This is a genomic window from Serratia sp. S4 (genome assembly GCF_000347995.1).
Taxonomy (GTDB): Bacteria; Pseudomonadota; Gammaproteobacteria; order Enterobacterales; family Enterobacteriaceae; genus Serratia; species Serratia quinivorans.
The window spans coordinates 4,728,821-4,753,820 of sequence record NZ_KB661120.1; the positions used below are offsets into that span (position 1 = coordinate 4,728,821).

The window sequence follows — 25,000 nt, forward strand, 5'->3', positions numbered from 1 at the left end:
ATGCTGGGCCCCACCAATACCGGACTTTGGCCGCCAACGGGCGGACTACATCATGACAACGTCAAATTGTTCCTGGCTGTACAAGGGTTCGATCTGCACCTTGACCTGTTTGCCAACAAAGATTTCCACTTCGGCCAGCGCATGGGACTCTTCGCTTTTCAGCGCCTCACCCACCGCCGCAGAGGCGTAAACCAGGAAACGATCTGAATCATAAGCATGGTGCACGCGCACAATTTCACGCAAAATTTCGTAGCACACGGTTTCCACAGTTTTCAGGGTGCCGCGTCCATGACAAGTAGGACAATCATGGCACAGCACATGTTCAATGCTTTCGCGCGTGCGTTTACGCGTCATTTCAACTAAGCCTAGCTGAGAGAAGCCGTTGATCGTGGTTTTTACCCGATCTTTACTCAGCGCCAGCTCCAGCGAATGCAGCACCCGACGACGATGTTCGTCATTATTCATATCAATAAAGTCGATAATGATAATGCCGCCCAGATTGCGCAGCCGCAGTTGGCGGGCAATCGCCTGGGTCGCTTCGATATTGGTATTAAAGATGGTTTCGTCGAGATTGCGATGGCCGACAAAGGCGCCGGTATTGATATCCACGGTGGTCATCGCTTCGGTCTGATCGATGATCAGGTAGCCGCCGGACTTCAGCTCTACCTTACGCTCCAGCGCACGCTGGATCTCGTTTTCAACATCATACAGATCGAAGATCGGCTGACTGCCGGTGTACAGCTCCAGCTTGGCGGTAATATCCGGGATGTACTCACCGGTAAATTCCACCAGCAGATCGTGGGTCAGACGCGAGTCCACGCGGATCCTGTCCAGTGCCGCACCGGCGAAGTCACGCAAAATACGCTGCGCCAGCGCCAGCTCACCGTACAACTTGTATTTGGTCTGGTTGCGCTTTTTACGCTCCATCACCTTGGTCCACAGGCGTTTGAGGAAGGCAGCGTCTTGCGACAGCTCTTCTTCACCAATGCCTTCTGCCGCGGTGCGGATGATAAAACCACCCAGTTCATCGCAGTAACCGGCGACGGCTTTTTTCAGGCGATCGCGCTCGGCTTCACTTTCAATACGCTGTGAAACACCAACGTGCGCCGCCCCCGGCATGAACACCAGGTAACGCGAAGGCAGAGTGATGTCGGTGGTCAGGCGCGCGCCTTTGGTGCCCAGCGGATCTTTCACCACCTGCACCATCAGATCCTGCCCCTGGCGCACCAGCTCGGCAATATCGCGCACGTGGAAATTTTTCTGCTCATCGCCGGCGACACATTCGGTGTGCGGCATGATATCGGAGGCGTGCAGGAAGGCCGCTTTGTCCAGGCCGATATCGACGAATGCCGCCTGCATACCCGGCAACACGCGACTTACGCGCCCTTTATAAATATTGCCGACGATACCGCGCTTGGATTCGCGCTCGATATGGATCTCTTGCAGGATGCCGCCATCAATATAGGCAACCCGCGTTTCAGACGGTGTGATATTAACCAGTAGCTCAGCTGTCATGCCTTCTCCTCAGAGCCGGTCGATAATGGCAGCGCCCATCAACCGGTTCTTACATCACGTAATGCGACAAAATTACTGAGCAGCTCATGTGTTTCGACCAACGGCAAGCCCATCACCGCGTGATAACTCCCGGTTATCGTCCTGACGAAACAACCACCCTTTCCTTGAATTCCATAGGCGCCCGCTTTATCCATCGGTTCGCCCGTTGCAATATAGTCGCAGATATCCTGTTGTGACAGGTTGCGGAATGTCACGTCTGTCACCACTAGTTGGCACAGAACATCATGACGATCGGCGATCGCCACCGCGGTCATCACCTGATGCTGTTTACCCGACAGCGCCGCCAGCATTTGCGCCGCATGCGTTTCGCTTTGGGGTTTTTCCAGCACCCGGCCATTGAGCACGACAATGGTATCCGCGCCCAGCACCGGCCAGTCCTGCTGGGCCAGCGCCACGCCTGCCCTGGCCTTATCCTGCGCCAAACGGCGCACATAGACTTCCGCAGCTTCCCCTTCCTGTCGTTGTTCTTCGGTATCCGTCAGGATAATTTCAAACGCCACGCCCAACAGGGTCAGTAATTCACGTCGACGGGGAGAGCCGGAGGCCAGATAAAGCGAAGTCATTGATATACCCTTACTGTACGGCGAACTGACGGCGGATTTTGCGCATCAGCAGGAATAACCATGGCCACAGAATGCCGTTTACCACACTACTCCAGAACACCTCTGGGCGGAAAGAAACGTTGATCACTAAAAACTCGGCCCAGAACACCACAACATCCATCGCCAGTGACAATAGCACGACGATCAGCGCCTGTTGCCAGAGGGCCATGTTGCGGAACAGTTGGAATTTAAACGCGACCAGATAGGCAATGATCCCCAGCGCCAGCGCACGCACACCCAGCGTAGAACCGAGGATCAGATCCATAATCAACCCCAGCACAAAGCCGGTGCCGACGTTAACCCGGTGCGGCAGTGCCATTACCCAGTAGATCAGGATCAAAGCCAGCCAGGAGGGACGGAACATGTAGATCTGTTCCGGCCACGGCATAATTTGCAGCACCAGCGCCACCAGGAATGACAGCCAGATTATCCAGCGCCCATTACTGCGGTAGCGATTCATTGGGTAACTCCCGCGGCCGGTGCGGCGGTTTGCGGCACGGCAACGCCGGTTGCCGGTGCCGGCAGTGGCTGTTGCGGCCCCATGGCATCGGCCGGTGGCAGCACCTGAGGCATCATCTGCATCAGCCGCTCATTGGCGACACGGTGCACTTCGTCCGGCGGCAACGGCATATCGCCATTACGATCGGCACCCCACAGCAACAACAAATAGCGCAAACGCTGCAGACCCGCCGTCGGGCGTGCCTGGATCACGGTATATGCACGCTGGTTATCCACTTTAACCGAGGACACCACCGCCACCGGATAGCCTTCCGGGAAGCGGCCGCCCAGGCCGGAAGTGACCAGCACGTCGCCCACGCGAATATCGGTATTGTTCGGCAAGTGTTCGAGCTGTAAATCATCGGCACAACCGCTGCCTGCAGCGATCACCCGGATATCATTGCGCAGTACCTGGATAGGCAGCGCGTGTGAAGCATCGCAGATCAGCAGCACGCGGCTGGTGACTTTCGCCACCGCGACTACCTGGCCGACTACGCCTTTATCACTGATGACCGGCTGGCCTTCATAAACGCCGTTGTCCGAACCTTTGTCGATCACCACCTGGTCGCTGTAAGGATCAGATCCGGTCGAGATCACCTGGGTGACCATTTTGTGTTCGTCCTGGCGCAGCGGCGAGCCTAACAGCTCACGCAAACGGGCGTTTTCCTGCTTGAATTGGCCAAGAAGAAGAATATCGCTGTTTTTCAGCAGCAGTTCCTGCCGCAGAGCACGGTTTTCCAGCTCCAGCTGTTGGCGGGTAGCCAGCGTTTCTGAAACGCTGTCCAAAACCTTACGCGGCCCATTGGCCAGAAAATAGAAAGGGCTGACGGCCGTATCCATGTAGTTACGTATTTTCACGAACGTACCGAGACGGCTGTCGGCAACGATCAGGCAGATAGCCACAATCACTGCTAAAAAAAGTCGTAGTTGCAGGGAAGGCCCCCTGCTAAAAATCGGCTTCATAAATTATGCGTGTTCCTCGACAACAGAAAGAGGAACCGTACCCGATTTTCGCTTTGCGCATTCATCCGATACGATTCCTCCTTCCTGGGGCTGACTATTCTTCGCTGAACAAATCGCCGCCATGCATGTCGATCATTTCCAACGCCTTGCCGCCACCGCGAGCTACGCAGGTCAGCGGATCTTCTGCCACGACTACCGGAATACCGGTTTCTTCCATCAGCAGGCGATCCAGGTTGCGCAGCAATGCGCCACCGCCGGTCAACACCATGCCGCGTTCGGAAATGTCGGAAGCCAGCTCCGGCGGACACTGTTCCAGCGCGACCATCACCGCACTGACGATGCCGGTCAACGGCTCCTGCAGCGCTTCGAGGATTTCATTGGAATTCAGGGTAAAGCCGCGTGGCACGCCCTCAGCCAGGTTACGGCCGCGAACTTCGATTTCATGCACTTCATCGCCCGGATAAGCTGAGCCGATGCCGTGCTTGATACGTTCGGCCGTCGCTTCACCAATCAGTGAGCCATAGTTACGACGCACATAATTAATGATGGCTTCGTCGAAACGGTCACCGCCGATACGCACGGAAGAAGAGTAGACCACACCGTTGAGTGAAATCACCGCCACTTCAGTAGTACCACCACCGATATCCACCACCATTGAACCAGTCGCTTCAGAAACCGGCAGGCCTGCACCGATTGCCGCAGCCATTGGCTCTTCAATCAGAAACACTTCACGCGCACCGGCCCCTTGGGCGGATTCGCGGATGGCACGACGTTCAACCTGAGTTGCGCCGACCGGCACACACACCAGCACGCGCGGGCTTGGCCGCATGAAGCTGTTGCTGTGAACCTGTTTGATAAAGTGCTGCAGCATTTTTTCAGTCACGAAGAAGTCGGCGATAACGCCGTCTTTCATCGGACGGATAGCCGCGATATTGCCGGGGGTACGCCCCAGCATCTGTTTAGCCTCATGACCCACGGCCGCAACGCTCTTGGGTGAACCGGCACGATCCTGGCGAATGGCAACCACCGAAGGTTCGTTCAGTACAATGCCTTGCCCTTTAACATAAATTAGGGTATTGGCGGTACCCAAGTCGATGGACAAGTCATTGGAAAACATGCCACGAAATTTCTTAAACATAACTAAAGGATAATCCTGCAAGCTGGGGGCGGAAAATAAAATCCGCCTACTTTACCAACCACACGAAGCAGCGACAAGGCGCAAAAACGTTCTACTTCGGTGAAAAATAGTCTGTATTGTTTCTGCTCGAATGCACGGAAATTGGATGAGGCCTGAATTCCCTGAACAAAGGCTCAGTTTACCACCCTGTCAGCGCACGAAACGGCGTAACACAGCTCATAAAATCTAACATATTCCCTGATTGCCGTTGGTGGTAAGCACCTACCAACGTTCAACAGAAAAGGACTGACAAGAGCCTATATCAAATAGGCGTCATTGTCGCAGGCAGTTTGGGGATAACCCCAAAAAGACAGATAAAATAGCCCAGATGAATTGGCGCTCATTCTACGTCAATTTTTGCCCGGCATTCAGGTTAAACGCGATAACGACGCGAATATTTTTTACGCCCTGCGTCTATCGGTTCCGGCGACGCGAAAAAGTCACCCTGCCCGCCGAGGATCCCGCGATCTTTCAGCGTCTGCCATTCATTACGCGTCCGCACGCTGGCGGCAAAAACCTGGGTACTGGTCCCTTCGCAGGCGCCAGTCAGGCTCTGAACGAACAGCTGATTCTCATCCCGCTTATCAATACTCCGCACCAAACCAGGGTGGAGCTTGACCAGTTCCACCGGTAAAGACTTGATATAGGAGGTACTGACCACGGTTAACCCCGCCTGGGACACGGCCAGACGACACCCCAATCCAGAGAGTAATCTCAACACCGGGCGCAAACGGTCGATATGTTGACACACGTCTGCCTCTGCAAGTTCAATCAGAATTCGCCGACGATGACTTTTTTCACATTGCAGAAGGCTATCACGCAGCCAGCGCTGGAAAGTACGCTGCAATAAAGAGTCTACACACAGCGTAAATGCCAGCGTTTCTTCAGGCCACAGCGCCAGTAAAGGAAGAATGCGACTCAAATGCTGGCGATCGTAACTTTCCGCCAGCCCCAACTGCTGTACCAACGGCATATATTCAGATGGCAGCAGTTCCTGGGTCCCATCGTATATCCGGCTCATGATCTCCCGGTGATGAACTTCCCCCTCCACCGTCACTGCCGGTTTCTGGTACAACCGTGGCCCGCCCCGCGCCAGCACCTGTTCCAACAGAGTGCGCCATTTGACGCTGCCGCGCCCTTTTTCCGGCACCTGGCTGTCGTAGACATACCAGCCGTTTTCCCCCTGCAGCGTCGCGTGGCGCGTGGCCTGCTCTGCATGATCAATCACCTGTTCGGTACTTTGTCCGCTGCGGTAGGCCACAATACCGATATGCAAAAACGCCTCGCGATCGATAAGCGCCGTCGAAGGCAAGGCGTCAATGGCATGAACCAACTGTGAAGCAATGCCGTCCGCCTCTTTCAGCGTGCGATGCGGCAACAGAACGCTGAAATCGCTGTGGAAATAGCGCGCCAGCAACGCCGCCGGGTAGCGCATCACGAAGGTCGACAACAGATTGACCAGTGAATACATCAGTTCTTGCACCGCACTGTTGCCGTGGGTTTCCCGCAGCGTGTCGAAATCCGGTAATCGCACCATCATGACAATGCCGTGCGAACCTTCCTCTTCCAGTTGGGTGGTCAGTTGGTTATCAAAGAACAATCGGTTGTTCAGCCCGGTTTTGGCGTCCTGAGCGGCAAAGGCGCGGATCAACGTATCGACCCGGCTACGCTCCTCGCGCGCTTCCGCCAGATCCGCCAGCAGGCGATCGAGTGCTCCGCTGACGTTTGCCGGCCATTCGCGCACGTCGCCCTGCATCACGCTCTCTCGTTCGCCATTAAGAATACGGCGTGCACGGCGTTCCAGCCGGTCCTCCCCGTCGGCCTGATCGCGTAACCAACGCAAACTGAGCAGCAAGATAACCACCATCACGACGATCGACAAAGTGACAGCCGCAGTGGATTGCAACGAACGCACGTCGCTGGCGAAAGGGTCAATATAGGTAATGCGTAGCGAAGCGCCGGGATGCTGCATCAACGGCAGAGAAACCTGCCGGTAGCCGTTGAGCGATTCCCAGGGCTGCTTTACCGTTGGCAGATGATAAGAAAGAAGATTGCTGTGGCTGGTATCCACGCTGACGGCCACGATACCAAGCGGACGCATCACCAGCGGTAACCATTGTTCCTGTTCCTGTGGAGATTCACGCAGCATCGCCTGATCGAGCGAGGTCATCAGCGAATTAAAGCGGCGATCCAGCCTCTCCTGAGTGACGTAGAAGTAACTGTATGAGCAGCCCATCAGCATCAAAAACATCGCCAGAGCAACAAGCAGGGTGATCAATGCAGAGAGCTTGGTGGTAAATCGCATCCCTGTGCCTTGTCCGTTATGGTTACGTGAATTATCACCTTTGGTCGTATAAAGGCCCCGAATCCGCTCAAAAGAATCCAACACAATACCCTGATTTTTAATTAGTCACTGGCGTATCCTTGACGATCATCGCCGGCAGTTCATGCCGCCAAACTACCAAGCATCATCAACGAAGAAAACCTTCAATCACCCTTTTTTGTCTTTTATCAGGACATAAATTTCTTATATGCATATAGTCAATTAAATCGGATCCAGCCATCCATGACAAAATTGCAAACAAGAGGAAGAGTGACATGCGTGCACTGTTATTGGAACAACAAGACGATCAAACTCTGGCTCGCGTCAAAGATATCAACAGTGACCAACTGCCCGACGGCGATGTCACGGTCGACGTTAATTGGTCCAGCATTAACTATAAAGACGCGTTGGCGATCACCGGCAAAGGCAAAATCGTGCGCAACTTTCCGATGGTGCCAGGCATCGACTTCGCCGGTACCGTGCGCCAAAGCCGCGACGATCGCTTTAAAGAAGGCCAAAGCGTGGTGCTTACCGGCTGGGGCGTGGGTGAAAACCACTGGGGCGGCCTGGCTGAGCAGGCGCGTGTCTCCGGGGAATGGTTGGTGCCGTTGCCAAACGGATTGGATGAACGTAAAGCGATGATCCTCGGTACCGCCGGCTTTACCGCCATGCTGTGCGTGATGGCGCTGGAAGAAGGCGGCGTACATTCGGATGACGGCGACATTTTGGTTACGGGTGCCAGCGGTGGCGTCGGCAGCACGGCGGTCGCTATTCTGGCGGCGCTGGGCTATCACGTCACGGCCATCAGCGGCCGTGAAAGCAATACCGACTACCTCAAAGCGCTCGGTGCCAAAGAAGTACTGTCGCGTGACGGCTATCTCGAAGCTCCGCGCCCACTGGAAAAGCAACTGTGGGCCGGTGCGGTGGATACCGTCGGCGACACTATGCTGGCGCGGGTTTTGGCGCAAATGAACTATAACGGCACGGTCGCCGCCTGTGGCCTGGCCGGTGGTTATCACCTGCCGACCACGGTGATGCCATTTATTTTGCGCAATGTTCGTTTGCAAGGGGTCGACTCGGTGCACACCCCACTGCATCGCCGTCAAACCGCCTGGGAGCGCCTGGCCGGTATCCTGCCGGACAGCTTCTACCAGCAAGCCACCCAGGAAATCACGCTGGAGCAGGCACCGGCCACGGCTGCCGCACTGTTGGACAACAAAGTTACCGGTCGCACCCTGGTAAAAATCCGCTGAGTCTGACGGCCCCCCCGCAACGGGGGCCTATCCCGTCTGCGAAATTTCATATTTTCCCTCCGCCTCTCGCATAAGGCCTGGTTTCACGCCATGCTTACACCATAAATTGCGGAGAAAATACCATGAGCAAACAACGAAAACTCACTGAGGCCGATGTCACGCCAGAGAGCGTATTTTATCAGCGACGCAAAGTGTTGCAGGCGTTGGGCATTACCGCCGCATCGCTGGCCCTGCCGCATAATGCACAGGCCGATTTGCTGTCATGGTTTAAGGGTAACGATCGGCCCAAGGCACCGCCGGGTAAACCGCTGGAGTTCAGCAAACCTGCCGCCTGGCAGGCCCAGTTGGCCTTGACGCCCGAAGATAAAGTCACCGGCTATAACAACTTCTACGAATTCGGTCTGGACAAGGCCGATCCGGCAGCCAATGCCGGCGGCTTGAAAACCGAAGGTTGGCAGGTGCGCATCGACGGCGAAGTCGCCAAACCCATCACGCTGGACATAGATGATTTAATCAAACGCTTCCCGCTGGAACAGCGCATCTATCGCATGCGCTGCGTTGAAGCCTGGTCAATGGTGGTGCCGTGGATTGGCTTTGAATTGGGTAAACTGATCAAGCTGGCAGAACCCAACAGCAATGCGCGTTACGTCGCTTTCCAGACGTTGTACGACCCGGAACAGATGCCCGGCCAGAAAGACCGCTTTATCGGCGGCGGGTTGAAGTATCCCTATGTCGAAGGGCTGCGTCTCGACGAGGCGATGAACCCGCTGGCACTGCTGACCGTCGGCGTGTACGGCAAAACGCTGCCGCCGCAAAATGGCGCACCGCTGCGCTTGATCACCCCATGGAAATACGGTTTTAAGGGGATAAAGTCGATCGTCCATATCCGCCTGGTGCGCGATCAGCCGCCGACCACCTGGAATCAGTCTGCACCTAATGAGTACGGCTTCTACGCCAACGTGAATCCGCACGTCGATCATCCCCGCTGGTCGCAGGTCACCGAGCGTTTTATCGGTTCCGGCGGCATTCTGGACGTTAAACGCCAACCCACCCTGCTGTTTAATGGCTATGCGGAACAGGTCGCATCGCTGTACCGTGGCCTGGATCTACGGGAGAATTTCTAAGTGCGTTTGACTCCAACCCATATCAAAGGGATCAAGGTTGCCATTTATCTGGCGGCATTTTTGCCCTTTCTCTGGCTGGTGCTGTCGGTGGATCAGGGCTGGTTCAGCGCCGATCCGGCCAAGGATATCCAGCATTTTACCGGCAGGATGACGCTGAAACTGTTGCTGGCAACCTTGATGATCGCCCCACTGGCACGCTATACCCGCCAGCCTCTGTTGATCCGTTGCCGCCGCCTGGTGGGCCTGTGGTGTTTTGCCTGGGGGACGCTGCATCTGATAAGCTATTCGACGCTTGAATTGGGACTGAGCAATATTGGCCTGTTGGGGCGTGAACTGGTCACCCGCCCTTACCTGACGCTCGGCATCATCAGTTGGCTGATCCTGCTGGCACTGGCGGCAACCTCGACGTTGTGGGCCATGCGCAAACTGGGGGCCAAATGGCAGACGTTGCATAATCTGGTGTACCTGGTGGCCATCCTGGCACCGATTCACTACCTGTGGTCGGTCAAAACCTTTTCGCCACAGCCCTTCATTTATGCCCTGCTGGCCGTCGTGCTGCTGGCACTACGCTACAAGAAATTCCGTAATTGGTGGCGTTAAAAGGCGGAACTTTTCTGTGTTCTACCCCTCATAATGCGATAACACCCTCATCAGTTTGCAGGTTTTGGGTTGAATATCTTCGCTGATAAGACCAGTATTTAGCTGCGAATTGCTACGATATCGTTATAATGCCCGACCTTGTTTCTGTTCTCAGGGTGAATTGTCCCCTTAACAGGTGACAAATCGGTGACATCGGGTTATTTTCTACGATGATGGTTTTATTGCCGGAGATACCAGCACAATGGCGGATAAGTTTCACATTTTGCTTCTGAACGGCCCCAATCTGAATCTGCTGGGGACGCGTGAGCCGGAGAAGTACGGCAGCACGACGCTAACAGAGATTGTTAACGGATTGGAAAACCAGGCATCCGCACTGGATATTACCCTGAGCCATCTGCAGTCTAACGCTGAACATGCGCTTATCGACTGCATACATCAGGCACGCGGCAACACAGATTTTATTCTGATCAACCCTGCCGCGTTCACGCATACCAGCGTGGCGCTGCGCGATGCATTGCTGGCGGTGCAGATCCCGTTTATCGAGATCCACCTCTCCAACGTGCATGCCCGAGAACCTTTCCGCCATCACTCCTACCTTTCCGATATTGCGGTGGGTGTGATTTGCGGCCTCGGCGCAGATGGCTACACATTTGCTTTACAGGCAGCGGTTAACCGTCTGTCGAAAACCCACTAATTGCTACGCAAAAAGAGTACGGAATCACACTCATGGATATTCGTAAAATCAAGAAACTGATCGAACTGGTTGAAGAATCAGGTATTTCTGAACTGGAAATCTCTGAAGGCGAAGAGTCAGTTCGCATCAGCCGTGCCGCCCCGGCACAGGCTTACCCAATGATGCCGCAGGCATACGCAATGCCGGCACAGCCGCAGCCAGCACTGGCTACTGCCGTTGCTGCCGCGCCAGCCGAAACCCCTGCAGCACCAGCGGCCATGAGTGGCCACATCGTCCGTTCTCCAATGGTCGGCACCTTCTACCGCACGCCAAGCCCGGATGCGAAAGCCTTCATCGAAATTGGCCAGAAAGTGAATGCCGGCGACACGCTGTGCATCGTTGAAGCCATGAAAATGATGAACCAGATCGAAGCGGATAAATCCGGCGTGGTGAAAGCCATTCTGGTAGAGAACGGCCAACCGGTAGAATTTGACGAGCCACTGGTCGTCATCGAATAACGAGGCGAACATGCTTGATAAAATTGTTATCGCCAACCGTGGCGAGATCGCGCTTCGTATCCTGCGTGCTTGTAAAGAGCTGGGTATCAAAACCGTTGCCGTGCATTCCACAGCAGATCGCGATCTGAAACACGTGCTGCTGGCTGACGAGACCGTGTGTATCGGTCCTGCGCCATCGGTAAAAAGCTATCTGAATATCCCGGCCATCATCTCTGCAGCGGAAATCACCGGCGCAGTGGCGATTCACCCGGGTTACGGCTTCTTGTCTGAGAACGCCGACTTCGCCGAGCAGATCGAACGTTCCGGCTTTATCTTCATCGGCCCGAAAGCCGAAACCATCCGCCTGATGGGCGACAAGGTTTCTGCCATCAACGCCATGAAGAAAGCAGGCGTGCCTTGCGTACCAGGCTCTGATGGCCCGCTGACCGACGACATGGATAAAAACCGTGCCTTCGCCAAGCGCATCGGCTACCCGGTAATCATCAAGGCATCTGGCGGCGGCGGCGGCCGTGGCATGCGCGTTGTGCGCAGCGACAAAGACCTCGAACAATCCATTTCCATGACCAAAGCTGAAGCCAAAGCGGCTTTCAACAATGACATGGTTTACATGGAAAAATACCTGGAAAACCCACGCCATATCGAAATTCAGATTTTGGCAGACGGTCAGGGTAACGCCATCTATCTGGCCGAGCGCGACTGCTCCATGCAGCGTCGCCACCAGAAAGTGGTTGAAGAGGCTCCAGCACCAGGCATCACCAGCGAAATGCGCCGTTACATCGGCGAGCGCTGCTCGAAAGCCTGTGTTGAGATCGGCTACCGCGGTGCGGGGACTTTCGAGTTCCTGTACGAAAACGGCGAGTTCTATTTCATCGAAATGAACACCCGTATTCAGGTTGAACACCCGGTTACCGAAATGATCACCGGCGTGGATCTGATCAAAGAGCAGCTGCGTATCGCTGCCGGTCAGCCGCTGTCGATCAAACAGGATGAAGTGAAGGTTCACGGCCATGCGGTGGAATGCCGTATCAACGCCGAAGACCCGAACACCTTCCTGCCAAGCCCAGGCAAGATCACCCGTTTCCATGCGCCAGGCGGTTTCGGCGTGCGTTGGGAATCTCATATTTACGCCGGTTATACCGTACCGCCGTACTATGATTCCATGATCGGCAAACTGATCACCTACGGTGAAAACCGTGACGTGGCGATTGCCCGCATGAAGAACGCCCTGGCTGAGCTGATCATCGATGGCATCAAAACCAACGTTGAACTGCAGCAGCGGATCATGAGCGACGAAAACTTCCAGCACGGTGGCACCAACATCCACTATCTGGAGAAGAAGCTCGGTCTGCAGGAAACCTAAGGCAGGCAATCCACCTCGCCTGACAGAAGGCCGGTTAATCACCGGCCTTTTTCTTTTTCATCTCAGGCACGGTAACGGCTTGGCAAAAGCCGGCCTTGCCGTAGAATTCCTTACCTTTGGCAAAACCATCACCGTAAACCTATGGGGAACACTGATGGAAACACGCTTTATTCAAGCCCACCGCGAAGCACGATGGGCGCTCGGTCTGACGCTGCTGTATCTGCTGGCCTGGTCGCTGGCGGCCTACCTGCCGGACAGTGAATCTGGTATTACCGGCCTGCCACACTGGTTCGAAATGGCCTGCTTATTGGTACCACTGCTGTTTATCGGCCTGTGTTGGCTGATGGTGCGTGGCGTATTCCGCAATATTTCGCTGGAGGACGGCGATGCAAACTGAAGTTATTTTGCCGCTGGTTGCCTATCTGCTGCTGGTGTTTGGGCTGTCGGTTTACGCTTACAGCCGCCGTCAGACAGGTAATTTCCTCAGCGAATACTTCCTGGGTAGCCGATCGATGGGTGGCTTTGTGCTGGCCATGACGCTGACCGCAACCTATATCAGCGCCAGTTCGTTTATCGGTGGCCCCGGTGCCGCCTATAAATATGGCCTTGGTTGGGTGTTGTTGGCGATGATCCAACTGCCCGCCGTATGGTTATCGCTCGGTGTGCTGGGCAAGAAATTCGCCATTCTGGCGCGTCGCTACAATGCCATCACCCTGAACGACATGCTGTACGGGCGCTATCAAAGCCGCCTGTTGGTCTGGCTGGCCAGTCTTAGCCTGTTGGTGGCGTTCCTGGGGGCCATGACGGTGCAGTTTATCGGCGGTGCCCGCCTGCTGGAAACCGCTGCCGGCATCCCTTACGACACCGGCCTGCTGATCTTTGGCGTCAGCATCGCGCTGTATACCGCCTTTGGCGGCTTTCGTGCCAGCGTGCTGAACGATGCCATGCAGGGCCTGGTCATGTTGATCGGCACCGTGCTGTTGTTGGTGGCGGTGATCCACGCCGCTGGCGGCCTGCACAGCGCGGTGGACAAACTCCACCAAATTGACCCGGCGCTGGTGTCACCCCAGGGCGGTGAACAGATCCTCAGCCTGCCGTTTATGGCCTCGTTTTGGATCCTGGTGTGCTTTGGCGTGATAGGCTTGCCGCATACTGCGGTGCGCTGCATCTCTTACAAAGACAGCAAAGCGGTACACCGCGGTATCATCCTCGGTACCATGGTAGTGGCAGTGCTGATGTTCGGTATGCATCTGGCCGGTGCGCTGGGCCGCGCGGTGTTGCCGGATCTGAAGATCCCCGATCAGGTGATCCCGACGTTGATGATCACCGTGCTGCCGCCGTATGCTGCCGGCATCTTCCTGGCAGCACCGATGGCGGCCATCATGTCGACCATTAATGCCCAACTGCTGCAGTCTTCCGCCACTATTATTAAAGATCTCTACCTTGGCGTACGGCCGCAGCAGATGCAGAACGAACGCTTGATCAAACGCTTTTCCAGCCTGACCACCTTGATCCTCGGGCTTTTGGTGCTGCTGGCGGCATGGCGTCCGCCGGAAATGATCATCTGGCTAAACCTGCTGGCGTTCGGCGGCCTGGAGGCGGTATTCCTGTGGCCGCTGGTGCTGGGCCTGTACTGGGAGCGCGCCAACGCACAGGGAGCGCTTAGCTCAATGGTGACGGGTGCGGTATGCTATACGCTATTGGCCAGCTTTAATCTGCAACTGGCGGGGCTGCACCCTATCGTGCCTTCGCTGCTGCTTAGCCTGCTGGCATTTTATATCGGTAACCTCGTCGGCGAAAAACGCCGGACGGCGTCATCATTACCCTCTTAAAAGAGAATTGTTATGCCTTGGATCCAACTCAAACTGAACACCACCGGCAGCCAGGCAGAAGACCTGAGCGACGCGCTGGTTGAAAGCGGCGCAGTATCGGTGACCTTTCAGGACACTCACGACAATCCGGTGTTCGAACCGCTGCCGGGCGAAACCCTGCTGTGGGGCGATACCGATGTGATCGGACTGTACGACGCTGAAACCGATATGGCCGAAGTGGTGGCAATGCTGGAACAGCATCCACTGCTGGGCGCCGGTTTCCGCCACAAGATTGAACAGCTGGAAGACAAAGACTGGGAACGCGAGTGGATGGACAACTTCCACCCGATGCGTTTCGGCCAGCGTCTGTGGATCTGCCCAAGCTGGCGTGACGTGCCCGATCCGGATGCGGTTAACGTGATGCTCGACCCGGGCCTGGCGTTCGGTACCGGCACCCACCCGACGACGGCGCTGTGTTTGCAGTGGCTCGATGGTCTGGATCTGGCCGGTAAGACCATTATCGACTTCGGTTGTGGTTCCGGCATTCTGGCGATTGCCGCACTGAAGCTCGGTGCAGCGCGCGCTATCGGCATCGATATCGATCCCCAGGCCATTCAGGCCAGTCGCGACAACGCGCAGCGTAACGGCGTATCAGAGCGTCTGGAGCTGTATCTGCCAAAAGATCAGCCTGCCGAACTGCTGGCCGATGTGGTCGTTGCCAATATTCTGGCCGGTCCATTGCGTGAGCTGGCACCGCTGATTGGCTGCCTGCCGAAGTCCGGCGGCCATCTGGGCCTGTCCGGCGTGCTGGCCACCCAGGCAGCGAGCGTGGCGCAAGCCTATGAAGATAAATTCACGCTCGACCCGGTAGCAGAACGCGAGGAATGGTGTCGCATCACCGGCCAACGCAAATAATCATATTTTTGTTCCTATAAAAACCACCGATAACTTAACAAGTTACGGTGGTTTTTTTTCGCCCCAAGATTTCACTGATTTATCCTGATAAAAAGCAGGCGTATTCTGCTGCAGGCGCGATCGCAGCCGATTTTTTTAGCCGCTGTCCGCCAAAGACAATTAACGATTTTTCAATAAGGATTGGCAATGAAAGGGAAATTATTACTCGCCGCTTTACTGATCGCCGGATTTTCGGCCAACGCCACAGAGCAAGCCCATTGGGGCTATGAAGGTCAGGAAGATCCGGCACACTGGGGAAAACTCTCTCCGGACTTTTCGCTGTGCGAAACCGGTAAAAATCAGTCTCCGGTGAATATCAAGGGTGCTCTGAAAACCCAGCACGACAAACTGAAACTGGCTTTCCAACCAGGCAAACAGCAGATCGTCAATAACGGTCATACCGTGCAGGTAAACGTCAGCGGCGGCAATACCCTGGTACTGGATAACGACACCTTCACGCTGCAACAATTTCACTTCCACGCCCCCAGCGAAAACGAAATTGACGGCAAGCAATTCCCCCTTGAGGCGCACTTTGTTTATAAAGACCAAGAGGGTGAACTGGCAGTCCTGGCATTAATGTTCCAGCAAGGCAAAGCCAACCCGCAGCTGGCACAGGCCTGGCGGCAGATGCCGACCGCCGTCGATCAGCCCGCAGTACTGACCACGCCGCTGGATATCAAGGCGTTGCTGCCCCAAAACTTTAACTTCTATCGGTTCAGCGGCTCGTTAACCACACCCCCTTGTTCCGAAGGGGTAAGCTGGATGGTGCTGGATAAGCCTGTAAGCGCCTCTGCCGAGCAGATCGCTCAATTCCGCGCCGTAGTACACCATGCGAACAATCGCCCGCTACAGGCGCTGAACGGCCGCGTGATCATCGACTAAGGCTGTCGGAATAACTTCACCGCCGATTTGATCCCCGGCGGTGAACAAATGCGTTTTTAATCGAAACCTTCACCACGCGATTTCAGCGTAATTGTGCCCCTTCTCAACGCAATACCCTGACAAATGGCCTATATCGCTGCCGATATCCAGCTGAATCGAGACTCAATACAGATAAAATTCTGTTGTGTTGGGAATATTTTATCGAGCACTAATTGACCAAATTTCGTCAACTCATTGTTAAATATATATAATATTTTTATAGATCCTGACGAGGTGCATTTTTATTGCCGAATAGCGCCTGATTGGTCAAAGTTTGGCCTTTCATCTCAACGCAAAAATGCGTAATATACGCGCCCTTGCGGACACAGTATGGTTACTCTTTGTCTATGCGCATTGGACACCACCAGCTTACAAATTGCTTGATTGCGGCCCCGATGGCCGGCATTACAGATCGCCCATTTAGAGCCCTATGTCATGCAATGGGTGCTGGGATGGCTGTATCCGAAATGCTCTCCTCCAATCCGGAGGTGTGGCGGACGGATAAGTCGCGTCTGCGTATGGTCCATAGCGATGAACCAGGGATCCGTTCCGTGCAGATTGCCGGATGCGATCCGGATGATATGGCCGCCGCGGCACGTATTAACGTGGCCAGTGGCGCACAGATCATCGACATCAATATGGGGTGCCCGGCCAAGAAAGTGAACCGGAAGCTTGCAGGGTCTGCATTGCTGCAGTACCCGGATCTGGTTAAACAGATCCTCCACGCGGTAGTTAACGCTGTGGATGTGCCGGTAACACTTAAGATCCGTACCGGCTGGGAACCCGAACACCGTAACTGTGTAGAGATTGCCCAACTGGCCGAAGACTGTGGTATACAGGCCCTGACTATTCATGGCCGAACCCGCGCCTGCCTGTTCAACGGCAACGCGGAGTACGACAGCATTCGGGCAGTTAAGCAGAGTGTTTCCATTCCGATTATCGCGAATGGCGACATTACTGACCCGCATAAAGCCAGAGCAGTGCTCGACTACACTGGGGCTGATGCCCTGATGATAGGCCGCGCTGCTCAGGGGAGACCCTGGATCTTCCGGGAAATCCAGCATTATCTGGACACTGGGGAACTGCTGCCCCCTCCGCCACTTGGCGAGGTTAAGCGTTTGTTGATAGGGCATATTCGGGAATTGCACGGCTTTTACGGCCAAGGCAAGGGATTCCGGATTGCTCGTAAGCACGTATCCTGGTATCTCCAGGAGCACGCCCCGAATGACCAGTTTCGGCGCACATTCAACGCCATAGAGGATGCCAGCGAACAGCTGGAGGCGTTGGAGGCATATTTCGAAAATCTTGCGTAACAAAAAAGAGCTGACAGAACTATGTTCGAACAACGCGTAAATTCTGACGTACTGACCGTTTCTACCGTGAACTCACAGGACCAAGTGACTCAAAAGCCTCTGCGTGACTCGGTGAAACAAGCACTGAAGAACTATTTTGCTCAACTGAATGGTCAAGACGTTAACGATCTGTATGAGCTGGTATTGGCTGAAGTTGAACAGCCACTGTTGGACATGGTGATGCAATACACCCGTGGCAACCAGACCCGTGCAGCCCTGATGATGGGCATCAACCGCGGTACGCTGCGTAAGAAATTGAAAAAATACGGCATGAACTGATACTAGTCAGTTGGCATGTTGAAAAGGCGCAACCTCGCAAGAGGCGGCGCCTTTTTCTTCTTTGATGCTTTATCAAATTCAGGTCAATGCGAATGAGAATATTCGCATGCCACTCCTGCTTATCAGGTCGTATTGTGTGTTACAATATACATTCCTGGAGCCGCCTTCGCGGGCCTGCAGCCCTCCCTCCGAAGCCTGATAGCAGCGCGAACCGCCCCTCGAGTGTAAAGATTTGGTCAATTATGGAATCTGGCTAAACAATAGTGATGTCTGGGTGTCTGAGTGGTCGTATCGCAATTAAGTGGATCCTTGTGCGTTACAGGTTGCTGCCCCTTTTAATGCATAAATGAGTTCATATGAAGCGTCCGCAAAAATTCAAAATGGCCCTGCTACATCCTCGCTACTGGTTTACCTGGTTCGGGCTGGGCTGTCTGTTCTTACTGGTTCAACTCCCCTATCCGGTGCTGCATAAGCTCGGTATATGGATGGGCCGCACCTCGATGCGCTTCCTGAAACGCCGCGTTTCCATTACCCGCCGTAACCTGGAACTTTGCTTCCCGGACATGGACGTGGAACAGCGCGAACGCAAAGTGACAGGTAACTTCGAATCCCTCGGCATGGGCCTGCTGGAAACCGGCATGGCCTGGTTCTGGTCAGATAAGCGCGTTAAGCGCTGGTTCAACGTTTCCGGCATCAATCACCTGAAAGCGGCACAGCAAAACCAACGCGGCGTACTGGTAATTGGCGTGCATTTTATGTCGCTGGAGCTGGGTGGTCGTGCCATGGGGCTGTGCCAGCCGATGATGGCGATGTACCGTCCACACAACAATAAAGCGATGGAATGGGCACAAACCAAAGGGCGTATGCGTTCCAACAAGGCCATGCTGGATCGCAAAGACCTGCGCGGCATGGTTCAGGCTCTTAAGCGCGGCGAAGCCGTATGGTTCGCTCCAGATCAAGACTACGGCCCACGCGGCAGCGTATTCGCCCCGTTGTTCGCCGTCGATCAGGCCGCTACCACCAGCGGGACCTATATGCTGGCACGCATGGCCAAGCCGGCGCTGGTACCGGTGGTTCTGATTCGTCGCGAGAAAGGCCGTGGTTATGATCTATTGATCCAACCGGCACTGGAAAATTACCCTATCAGCGACGAAATCGCCGCCGCGGCTTACATGAATAAAGTGGTTGAGAAAGAGATCATGCGCGCTCCAGAGCAGTATATGTGGCTGCATCGTCGCTTCAAAACCCGGCCGGCCGGTACCCCGTCGCTGTACTGAGCCAAAACCTGATTTTCCAAGCCCGGCCAACGCCGGGCTTTTTTGTGCGCCGTAGCTCTAAAGGAACCACAACGGCGAAAGTGACGCGCGAGCAGTCGAGCTGCCGCAGGCTTACCACATCAGTTGCCCTATCAGCGGCGCGGCAATCACCGTGATAATCCCCGCCAGCATCATCACCAGGCTGGAAACGACCCCTTCTTCCTGCCCCATCTCATAGGCTTTCGCCGTACCGGCACCGTGTGATGACGCCCCGAGCCCGACGCCTTTCGCCAGACTGCTGCGCACCGCCAGCCGCAGGAACAAAATATCCCCAATCGCCATGCCGAACACCCCGGTGATCACCACAAACAGCGCCACCAGATCTGCCTGCCCGCCCATCTGTTTGGCCGCCTCCAGCGCAAACGGCGTGGTGATGGAGCGCACTGCCAGGCTACGCTGCACCTCTTCCGGCAGCGTCAGCAGTCGCGCCAGCCACACCGAGCTGTAAACGGCCACCAGCACTGCCGTCAGCACTCCGGCGCTGAGCGACAGCCAGTGGCGGCGGATAATATGCAGATTCTCGTATACCGGTACCGCGAAGGCGATGGTGGCCGGCCCCAGCAGCCACAGCAACCAGTGCGTTTCGCCAATGTAGTCCTGGTACGAAATATGGGTCACCACCAGCAACAGCACCAGGATCATTGGCGTCAGTACCAATGGCATCAACAGCAAGGTTCGACGGCGGCGGTAGAGTTTTTTATTGGCGAAATAGAGCGCCAGCGTTGCCACAAAGCAGGCGATGCTCAGGATAAAATCACTCATCGCGCTGTTTTCGCCGTTGTAACCAGACTTCCAGTCGATAGACCCGGTCAACCACCAGCCCCGTCGCGCCCAGCGTCAGCGTGGTGCTGACGGCAATCACCAGGAAAATCTTCCAGCCTTCTACCATCAGCAACTGGGCATAATTGACCACCGCCACTACCGCCGGGACGAAGAACAGCAGCATCTCGGCCAGCAGCCAGCGCGAACCGGCCCTGACCCAGTTCAGCGGCAGAATGCGTAGCGAAATCAGCGCCAGCAGCATCAACATGCCGATAATGTTGGCGGGCAACGGCAAGTGAAACTGCTTCACCAACCGGTCAGCAATCAAAAATAACACCGCGTATAAAACAACCTGGACAGGCACCTGCAAGCGGGCCAGCAAAGAAGGAGCAGCGTGGCGTAACGCCAGTAACATGGAAGATGACCTTAAACAAAAAATTCACGGATTACAGTATACGCAGCCAGGAAACCCCGCCTGAAATGAATTAAAATCATCAATATCATGCCATCAGGGAATAATTTCCCGCTGGTATTGTTCCTGAGGAGAACCCAACGTGGATGTCCGCACTTTGCGCTACTTCGTGGAAGTGGTGCGCCAGCAAAGCTTTACCCGCGCGGCGGAAAAACTGTTCGTCACCCAGCCGACCATCAGCAAGATGCTGCGCCATCTGGAAGAGGAGCTGGAGTGCACCTTGTTGATCCGCGAAGGCCGCAGGCTGCACCTGACCGACAGCGGCCAGGCGGTATATCAGCGCGGTCTGGCCATCATCGATGAATTCCGCCAGTTGGAGGCCGAGCTGGAAGACATCAGCTCGGTGAAAAAAGGCGTGCTGCGGTTGGGCATCCCACCGATGGTCGGCCGGCAGATTGCCGATTTGATCCGGCAGTTCCGCCAGACTTATCCCGGCATCGAACTCAAAATCTCCGAACTGGGCGGGCTATCGGTTGAACAGGCGGTGATGTCCGGTGAACTGGATCTGGCGATGACCATTCTGCCAGTCGATTCCGCTCAGCCACTGACCTTTCTGCCCTTGCTCGGCCACCCCATGTGCGTGGTCGCACCACGAACGCCGCACTGGTTAAACCGTACCAGTATCCATATCTCCGAGTTGGCCAACTGGCCGATCCTGCTTTATAACGAGGACTTCGCGCTCTACAAGATGCTGATGACAGCATTCCGTCAGGCCGGTTTTGAACCCCAGATTGCGGTACGCAGCGGGCAATGGGATTTTCTGGCGTCGATGGTGCAGGCCGGGGTTGGCATCGCCACCCTGCCGGAGCCGGTCTGCCAATGGCTGGATAAGGAAAACCTGATTTGGCTGCCGCTGGAGCCACGCATGGAATGGAAGGTGGGGTTAATCTGGCGTCAGGGCAGCTACCTGTCGCACAGCGCCCAGGCCTGGATCGCCTGCTGTCGCGACTACTGGCCGTCGATGAAATAAACGGGGCCGCGTCTGCGGCCCCATTGGCATTACCCCTCGCGCTCTATCAACAGCGCTTCCAGCAGGTCGAGATCGTGCAATAGTTTTTGCAGCGTCTCGTTGCTGATTTTCTGCGTGGCGCGCAGGTGATATAACTCACCGCGTTCGGCACGCAGCGCCGTCAGGCGAAAACGCCGTTCGAGGTTTTCCAGCATCAGCGCATTTTCGATATCGTCTTTAGTGGTGATGCGCCTCCGCAGCGTCCCGACCACCCGCGAACTGATCTCTTTCAGTATCTGCGGATCGATATTTTCCTCGGTATCCACGGCCAGGCGTTCTTCCATTTTGTTGATGCTTTCGATCGCCACTTCGGCCGCCATGGCAATCGCCATCCGCTCTTCACTCTTGCTGACGCTCTTGTCTGCCACCTGCACGCCGCGCAGCAACAGCGGCAACGCCATGACGCCGGCAATCAGCGAAAGCAGGATCACCCCGGCGGCGATAAACACCAGTTGGTAGCGCGCCGGGAAGGCAGAACCGTCACTCAGCAACAGCGGAATGGACAGCACACCCGCCAGCGTAATCGCCCCACGCACCCCGGCGAACGACGCCACCCACAGTTCCCGCGTGGTGAAATCGCCAAACTGCAACGGCCGTTTTTTCATAAAGCGACGGCTGGCGTTTTTCATCAGCCACAGCCAGGTGAAGCGCAACACCAGCAACGCAGCGTAGATGATGGCGACATCGGCAAACAGGTACCAGGTCTGAATGGTCGGATCCAGCTCCGCCTGCAGAATGGAGGTCTCCAGGATCCCCGGCAACTGCAGGCCCAACATGATGAACACCATGCCGTTAAACACAAATTCCAGCATCGCCCAGACGCTGTTGGCACGCAGACGCATCGCCAGCGGGGCATTGCGGATCACGCCAGACTGGCTGATGGTCATCCCCGCAGCAACCGCGGCCAGGATGCCGGAGACGCCAATATGTTCGGCAATCAGATAAGAGGCAAACGGCAACAGCAGCAGGAATACAATTTGCGTCGCCGGGTCGTCGCCGCTCCAGCGGCTCATTACGCGCAACGATTTACTGTAAAGCCAGGTGATCGCCACACCGGCCAGCAGGCCGCCGATCGCCACCTTGAGAAACTCCAGCGTCGCCCCGCCCACGGTAAACACCATGGTCCCCATCGCCACTGCGATGGCGAATTTGAGTGAGACCAGACCGGACGCGTCGTTCATCAGCGCCTCGCCTTCCAGCACCCCCATGATCGACTTGGGAATACGCCCTTTACCCACGATGCCGGACAGCGCCACGGCATCGGTTGGCGACAGTACCGCCGCCAGGGCAAACGCCGCCACCAGCGGGATGCCCGGCACCATGGCGTAAATCAGGTAGCCGACACCGACGACGGTAATCAGCACCAGCACCAGTGCCAGACCAAGGATTTCACGGCCGTGGTGCAAAAACTCACGCGTCGGGGTTTTCCAACCATCGGCAAACAGCAACGGCGGAATAAACAGGACCAGGAACAATTCAGGGTCAAAGTCGACGTGCAGCCCAAAATGCGGCCAGGCCAACAAGGCCCCGATACCGATCTGCATTAACGGCAATGGCACCTGGAACGGCAACATGCGCGTCACCACCCCGGACAGGGAGACCACCAAAATTAAAATGAGGATTGTAAAAAAGATTTCCATGCTTTCCTTAGACTCCAGGGTTCAGAAATATCTCTGAATATGCCCCGATAGTAGATCACTTTTTTTACAGCGGTTAAAGCTTGTTGTGCCATTCAAAATGCAGTATCGGCAGAAGGAGACTTATCTGAAGCAGAAATGGGGATAAAACATCCCCCGCCGAAGTGACGGGGGAAACACCAGCGCGATCAGATTGCCCAACCGCCGGCATAGAACGCCACCAGCGCCACGGCAATGACCACGGTACCGATATTCAACCGACGCCATTCGCCGGAGAAGATACGGCCAATCACCAGTGCGCTAAAGCCCAGCATGATGCCGGTGACGATATTACAGGTCAGCACGATAAACACCGCACACAGCAGGCCGGACATGGCATCGACAAAGTCGTTGAAGTCCAGCTTGGTGACATTGCTCAGCATCAGCAGGCCGACGTACATCAGCGCCGGTGCGGTGGCGTAAATCGGCACCAGATAAGATAACGGCGACAGGAACAGGATCATCAGGAACAGCAGACCGACCACGGTCGCAGTCAGGCCGGTTTTGCCGCCCGCCGCAGTACCCGCCGCAGATTCGATATACACCGCTGCCGGAGCCGCGCCCACCAGGCCGGAGAAAATGCTGCTCAAGGAGTCCGAAGTCAGCGCTTTGCCGCCGTTGATGATCTGCCCGTCTTTATCCAACAGGTTAGCCTGACCGGCTACCGCACGGATGGTGCCGGTAGCGTCAAACACCGCCGTCATCACCAACGCCAATACGCTCGGCAACACTACCGGCTGCAAGGCGCCCATGATATCCAGACTGAAAATCAGCGAATGGCCGTTAGCGTCCGCCAGGCTTGGCATGGCGAACAGCCCCTGATACTTCACTGCCGGGTCAAACACCAGCCCAATCACCGAAATGGCGATAATCACCAGCAGGATGCCGCCAGGAACGCGCAGTTTTTCCAAACCGAAAATCACCGCCAGCCCAAGCAGTGTCATCACTACCGGGAATGAGGTGAAGGCACCCAATGCCACCGGCAGGCCGTCCAGCGGGTTCTTCACCACCAGGCCCACGCCGTTAGCGGCGATCAGCAACAGGAACAGACCAATGCCGATACCGGTGCCGTGTGCCACACCCATCGGCAGATTGCGCAGGATCCAGGCGCGGATACCGGTGACAGAGATAATGGTAAAGAGCACGCCCATCAGGAATACCGCACCCAGCGCCACCGGGATGCTGATGTGCTGGCCCAGCACCAGGCTGAAGGCGGTAAAGGCGGTCAGTGAGATCGCACAGCCGATAGCCATCGGCAAATTAGCCCACAGCCCCATCAGCAACGAACCCAGGCCGGCAACCAGGCAGGTGGCGACAAACACCGCCGTTGGCGGGAAACCCGCCTTGCCCAGCATGCTCGGTACCACAATCACCGAGTAAACCATCGCCAGGAAGGTGGTTAACCCCGCCACCACTTCCTGCCGCACGCTGCTGCCACGCGCAGAAATATTAAAATAACCATCAAGCCCGCCTTTTGGTTTAACGGCGTTGTTCGCTTGAGAATTCGACATCTTGCTGTCCCCTGTGTTTCATTGCCAGCCCGTTGCAAGGCTTGTTATTCCGCCCACACCTGTTTGGTAGGGTATCGTTTGCTTTTCGGTCTTTCACTCACGTCGCTTATTGGCGGCGCTTATTAAGGCAAACGATTAACTCTCATTGCGTGAGGCGGGTGATTTATGGTGGTTTATTCAAGGCAAACGATTATCCAGCCTTCTATGCTCTCTGATCAACCAAAGATCGCGGCAATTTATGCAGAAAAGTAATGAGGCCCATCATTATCGA

24 protein-coding genes are annotated in these 25,000 nt (G+C 55.6%); 14 read left to right on the forward strand and 10 right to left on the reverse strand.

Annotation, left to right across the window (positions count from 1 at the left end; all coding sequences use genetic code 11):
* Positions 1–45: 45 nt before the first annotated feature.
* From rng to csrD, 6 genes are all read right to left on the reverse strand, one after another.
* Positions 46–1,515: a ribonuclease G gene (gene rng / locus SERS4_RS0122770; RefSeq protein ID WP_012147102.1), complete on the reverse strand. Its 1,470-nt coding sequence runs from the start codon at positions 1,513–1,515 to the stop codon at positions 46–48.
* 38 nt (positions 1,516–1,553) lie between these two features.
* The gene (locus SERS4_RS0122775; protein ID WP_012147103.1) at positions 1,554–2,138 is read right to left on the reverse strand and encodes a nucleoside triphosphate pyrophosphatase; all 585 of its coding nucleotides are present in this window, start codon (positions 2,136–2,138) and stop codon (positions 1,554–1,556) included.
* A gap of 10 nt (positions 2,139–2,148) precedes the next feature.
* Positions 2,149–2,637 (reverse strand): rod shape-determining protein MreD, encoded by a 489-nt coding sequence (gene mreD / locus SERS4_RS0122780; RefSeq protein ID WP_012147104.1) that lies wholly within the window; start codon positions 2,635–2,637, stop codon positions 2,149–2,151.
* A complete protein-coding gene (gene mreC / locus SERS4_RS0122785) occupies positions 2,634–3,638 on the reverse strand; it encodes a rod shape-determining protein MreC (protein ID WP_026142554.1) in 1,005 nt (334 codons plus the stop codon). The genes mreD and mreC overlap by 4 nt, the downstream gene beginning before the upstream one ends.
* A gap of 94 nt (positions 3,639–3,732) precedes the next feature.
* Positions 3,733–4,776 (reverse strand): rod shape-determining protein MreB, encoded by a 1,044-nt coding sequence (gene mreB / locus SERS4_RS0122790; protein WP_012147106.1) that lies wholly within the window; start codon positions 4,774–4,776, stop codon positions 3,733–3,735.
* A 412-nt stretch (positions 4,777–5,188) separates the two neighbouring features.
* The gene (gene csrD / locus SERS4_RS0122795) at positions 5,189–7,120 is read right to left on the reverse strand and encodes an RNase E specificity factor CsrD (protein ID WP_017894173.1); all 1,932 of its coding nucleotides are present in this window, start codon (positions 7,118–7,120) and stop codon (positions 5,189–5,191) included.
* A 293-nt stretch (positions 7,121–7,413) separates the two neighbouring features.
* Between csrD and SERS4_RS0122800 the strand changes: the two genes are divergently transcribed.
* The 13 genes from SERS4_RS0122800 (at position 7,414) to lpxP (ending at position 19,260) form a co-directional block, all read left to right on the forward strand.
* Positions 7,414–8,391, forward strand: coding sequence for an MDR family oxidoreductase (locus SERS4_RS0122800; RefSeq protein WP_017894174.1), 978 nt, complete (start codon positions 7,414–7,416; stop codon positions 8,389–8,391).
* 122 nt (positions 8,392–8,513) lie between these two features.
* Positions 8,514–9,515: a protein-methionine-sulfoxide reductase catalytic subunit MsrP gene (gene msrP / locus SERS4_RS0122805; protein WP_017894175.1), complete on the forward strand. Its 1,002-nt coding sequence runs from the start codon at positions 8,514–8,516 to the stop codon at positions 9,513–9,515.
* Entirely contained in the window at positions 9,516–10,115 is a 600-nt protein-coding gene (msrQ, locus tag SERS4_RS0122810; RefSeq protein ID WP_012147110.1) for a protein-methionine-sulfoxide reductase heme-binding subunit MsrQ, read from the forward strand.
* A 241-nt stretch (positions 10,116–10,356) separates the two neighbouring features.
* Positions 10,357–10,809 carry a type II 3-dehydroquinate dehydratase gene (gene aroQ, locus SERS4_RS0122815; protein WP_012147111.1) on the forward strand — a complete coding sequence of 151 codons (453 nt, stop codon included), beginning with the start codon at positions 10,357–10,359 and terminating at the stop codon, positions 10,807–10,809.
* A 32-nt stretch (positions 10,810–10,841) separates the two neighbouring features.
* Complete coding sequence (gene accB, locus SERS4_RS0122820; protein ID WP_012147112.1) at positions 10,842–11,306, forward strand: acetyl-CoA carboxylase biotin carboxyl carrier protein; 465 nt, start codon at positions 10,842–10,844, stop codon at positions 11,304–11,306.
* Positions 11,307–11,316: 10 nt separating this feature from the next.
* The gene (gene accC / locus SERS4_RS0122825) at positions 11,317–12,666 is read left to right on the forward strand and encodes an acetyl-CoA carboxylase biotin carboxylase subunit (RefSeq protein WP_012147113.1); all 1,350 of its coding nucleotides are present in this window, start codon (positions 11,317–11,319) and stop codon (positions 12,664–12,666) included.
* 154 nt (positions 12,667–12,820) lie between these two features.
* Positions 12,821–13,063 (forward strand): YhdT family protein, encoded by a 243-nt coding sequence (locus SERS4_RS0122830; RefSeq protein ID WP_026142555.1) that lies wholly within the window; start codon positions 12,821–12,823, stop codon positions 13,061–13,063.
* Complete coding sequence (panF, locus tag SERS4_RS0122835) at positions 13,053–14,498, forward strand: sodium/pantothenate symporter (RefSeq protein WP_012147115.1); 1,446 nt, start codon at positions 13,053–13,055, stop codon at positions 14,496–14,498. Before SERS4_RS0122830 ends, panF begins: the two co-directional genes overlap by 11 nt.
* Before the next feature lie 12 nt (positions 14,499–14,510).
* A complete protein-coding gene (gene prmA, locus SERS4_RS0122840) occupies positions 14,511–15,392 on the forward strand; it encodes a 50S ribosomal protein L11 methyltransferase (RefSeq protein ID WP_017894177.1) in 882 nt (293 codons plus the stop codon).
* 186 nt (positions 15,393–15,578) lie between these two features.
* Positions 15,579–16,313 carry a carbonic anhydrase gene (locus SERS4_RS0122845; protein WP_017894178.1) on the forward strand — a complete coding sequence of 245 codons (735 nt, stop codon included), beginning with the start codon at positions 15,579–15,581 and terminating at the stop codon, positions 16,311–16,313.
* Between the two features lie 386 nt (positions 16,314–16,699).
* Positions 16,700–17,665, forward strand: coding sequence for a tRNA dihydrouridine synthase DusB (gene dusB, locus SERS4_RS0122850; protein ID WP_037410551.1), 966 nt, complete (start codon positions 16,700–16,702; stop codon positions 17,663–17,665).
* 21 nt (positions 17,666–17,686) lie between these two features.
* Entirely contained in the window at positions 17,687–17,983 is a 297-nt protein-coding gene (gene fis, locus SERS4_RS0122855) for a DNA-binding transcriptional regulator Fis (RefSeq protein ID WP_000462905.1), read from the forward strand.
* A gap of 356 nt (positions 17,984–18,339) precedes the next feature.
* A complete protein-coding gene (lpxP, locus tag SERS4_RS0122860) occupies positions 18,340–19,260 on the forward strand; it encodes a kdo(2)-lipid IV(A) palmitoleoyltransferase (protein ID WP_012147119.1) in 921 nt (306 codons plus the stop codon).
* Between the two features lie 111 nt (positions 19,261–19,371).
* On the opposite strand, the gene SERS4_RS0122865 is transcribed toward lpxP, so the two are convergent.
* On the reverse strand, positions 19,372–20,061 hold the full coding sequence (locus SERS4_RS0122865; RefSeq protein ID WP_017894180.1) for an LrgB family protein: 690 nt from the start codon (positions 20,059–20,061) through the stop codon (positions 19,372–19,374).
* The gene (locus tag SERS4_RS0122870; RefSeq protein WP_017894181.1) at positions 20,054–20,476 is read right to left on the reverse strand and encodes a CidA/LrgA family protein; all 423 of its coding nucleotides are present in this window, start codon (positions 20,474–20,476) and stop codon (positions 20,054–20,056) included. Before SERS4_RS0122870 ends, SERS4_RS0122865 begins: the two co-directional genes overlap by 8 nt.
* 139 nt (positions 20,477–20,615) lie before the next feature.
* On the opposite strand from SERS4_RS0122870, the gene SERS4_RS0122875 reads away from it, so the two are divergent.
* Positions 20,616–21,503 carry a LysR family transcriptional regulator gene (locus SERS4_RS0122875; RefSeq protein WP_012147123.1) on the forward strand — a complete coding sequence of 296 codons (888 nt, stop codon included), beginning with the start codon at positions 20,616–20,618 and terminating at the stop codon, positions 21,501–21,503.
* A gap of 29 nt (positions 21,504–21,532) precedes the next feature.
* On the opposite strand, the gene SERS4_RS0122880 is transcribed toward SERS4_RS0122875, so the two are convergent.
* Positions 21,533–23,182 carry a Na+/H+ antiporter gene (locus SERS4_RS0122880; protein WP_017894182.1) on the reverse strand — a complete coding sequence of 550 codons (1,650 nt, stop codon included), beginning with the start codon at positions 23,180–23,182 and terminating at the stop codon, positions 21,533–21,535.
* Between the two features lie 185 nt (positions 23,183–23,367).
* Positions 23,368–24,729 carry an NCS2 family permease gene (locus tag SERS4_RS0122885; RefSeq protein ID WP_017894183.1) on the reverse strand — a complete coding sequence of 454 codons (1,362 nt, stop codon included), beginning with the start codon at positions 24,727–24,729 and terminating at the stop codon, positions 23,368–23,370.
* Positions 24,730–25,000 lie beyond the last annotated feature (271 nt).

Coding starts and splice junctions, on each gene's coding strand:
- rng (WP_012147102.1), bottom strand. CDS start 1,515: ATGACAGCTGAGCTACTGGTTAATATCACACCGTCTGAAACGCGGGTT.
- SERS4_RS0122775 (WP_012147103.1), bottom strand. CDS start 2,138: ATGACTTCGCTTTATCTGGCCTCCGGCTCTCCCCGTCGACGTGAATTA.
- mreD (WP_012147104.1), bottom strand. CDS start 2,637: ATGAATCGCTACCGCAGTAATGGGCGCTGGATAATCTGGCTGTCATTC.
- mreC (WP_026142554.1), bottom strand. CDS start 3,638: ATGAAGCCGATTTTTAGCAGGGGGCCTTCCCTGCAACTACGACTTTTT.
- mreB (WP_012147106.1), bottom strand. CDS start 4,776: ATGTTTAAGAAATTTCGTGGCATGTTTTCCAATGACTTGTCCATCGAC.
- csrD (WP_017894173.1), bottom strand. CDS start 7,120: ATGCGATTTACCACCAAGCTCTCTGCATTGATCACCCTGCTTGTTGCT.
- SERS4_RS0122800 (WP_017894174.1), top strand. CDS start 7,414: ATGCGTGCACTGTTATTGGAACAACAAGACGATCAAACTCTGGCTCGC.
- msrP (WP_017894175.1), top strand. CDS start 8,514: ATGAGCAAACAACGAAAACTCACTGAGGCCGATGTCACGCCAGAGAGC.
- aroQ (WP_012147111.1), top strand. CDS start 10,357: ATGGCGGATAAGTTTCACATTTTGCTTCTGAACGGCCCCAATCTGAAT.
- accB (WP_012147112.1), top strand. CDS start 10,842: ATGGATATTCGTAAAATCAAGAAACTGATCGAACTGGTTGAAGAATCA.
- accC (WP_012147113.1), top strand. CDS start 11,317: ATGCTTGATAAAATTGTTATCGCCAACCGTGGCGAGATCGCGCTTCGT.
- SERS4_RS0122830 (WP_026142555.1), top strand. CDS start 12,821: ATGGAAACACGCTTTATTCAAGCCCACCGCGAAGCACGATGGGCGCTC.
- panF (WP_012147115.1), top strand. CDS start 13,053: ATGCAAACTGAAGTTATTTTGCCGCTGGTTGCCTATCTGCTGCTGGTG.
- prmA (WP_017894177.1), top strand. CDS start 14,511: ATGCCTTGGATCCAACTCAAACTGAACACCACCGGCAGCCAGGCAGAA.
- SERS4_RS0122845 (WP_017894178.1), top strand. CDS start 15,579: ATGAAAGGGAAATTATTACTCGCCGCTTTACTGATCGCCGGATTTTCG.
- dusB (WP_037410551.1), top strand. CDS start 16,700: ATGCGCATTGGACACCACCAGCTTACAAATTGCTTGATTGCGGCCCCG.
- fis (WP_000462905.1), top strand. CDS start 17,687: ATGTTCGAACAACGCGTAAATTCTGACGTACTGACCGTTTCTACCGTG.
- lpxP (WP_012147119.1), top strand. CDS start 18,340: ATGAAGCGTCCGCAAAAATTCAAAATGGCCCTGCTACATCCTCGCTAC.
- SERS4_RS0122865 (WP_017894180.1), bottom strand. CDS start 20,061: ATGAGTGATTTTATCCTGAGCATCGCCTGCTTTGTGGCAACGCTGGCG.
- SERS4_RS0122870 (WP_017894181.1), bottom strand. CDS start 20,476: ATGTTACTGGCGTTACGCCACGCTGCTCCTTCTTTGCTGGCCCGCTTG.
- SERS4_RS0122880 (WP_017894182.1), bottom strand. CDS start 23,182: ATGGAAATCTTTTTTACAATCCTCATTTTAATTTTGGTGGTCTCCCTG.
- SERS4_RS0122885 (WP_017894183.1), bottom strand. CDS start 24,729: ATGTCGAATTCTCAAGCGAACAACGCCGTTAAACCAAAAGGCGGGCTT.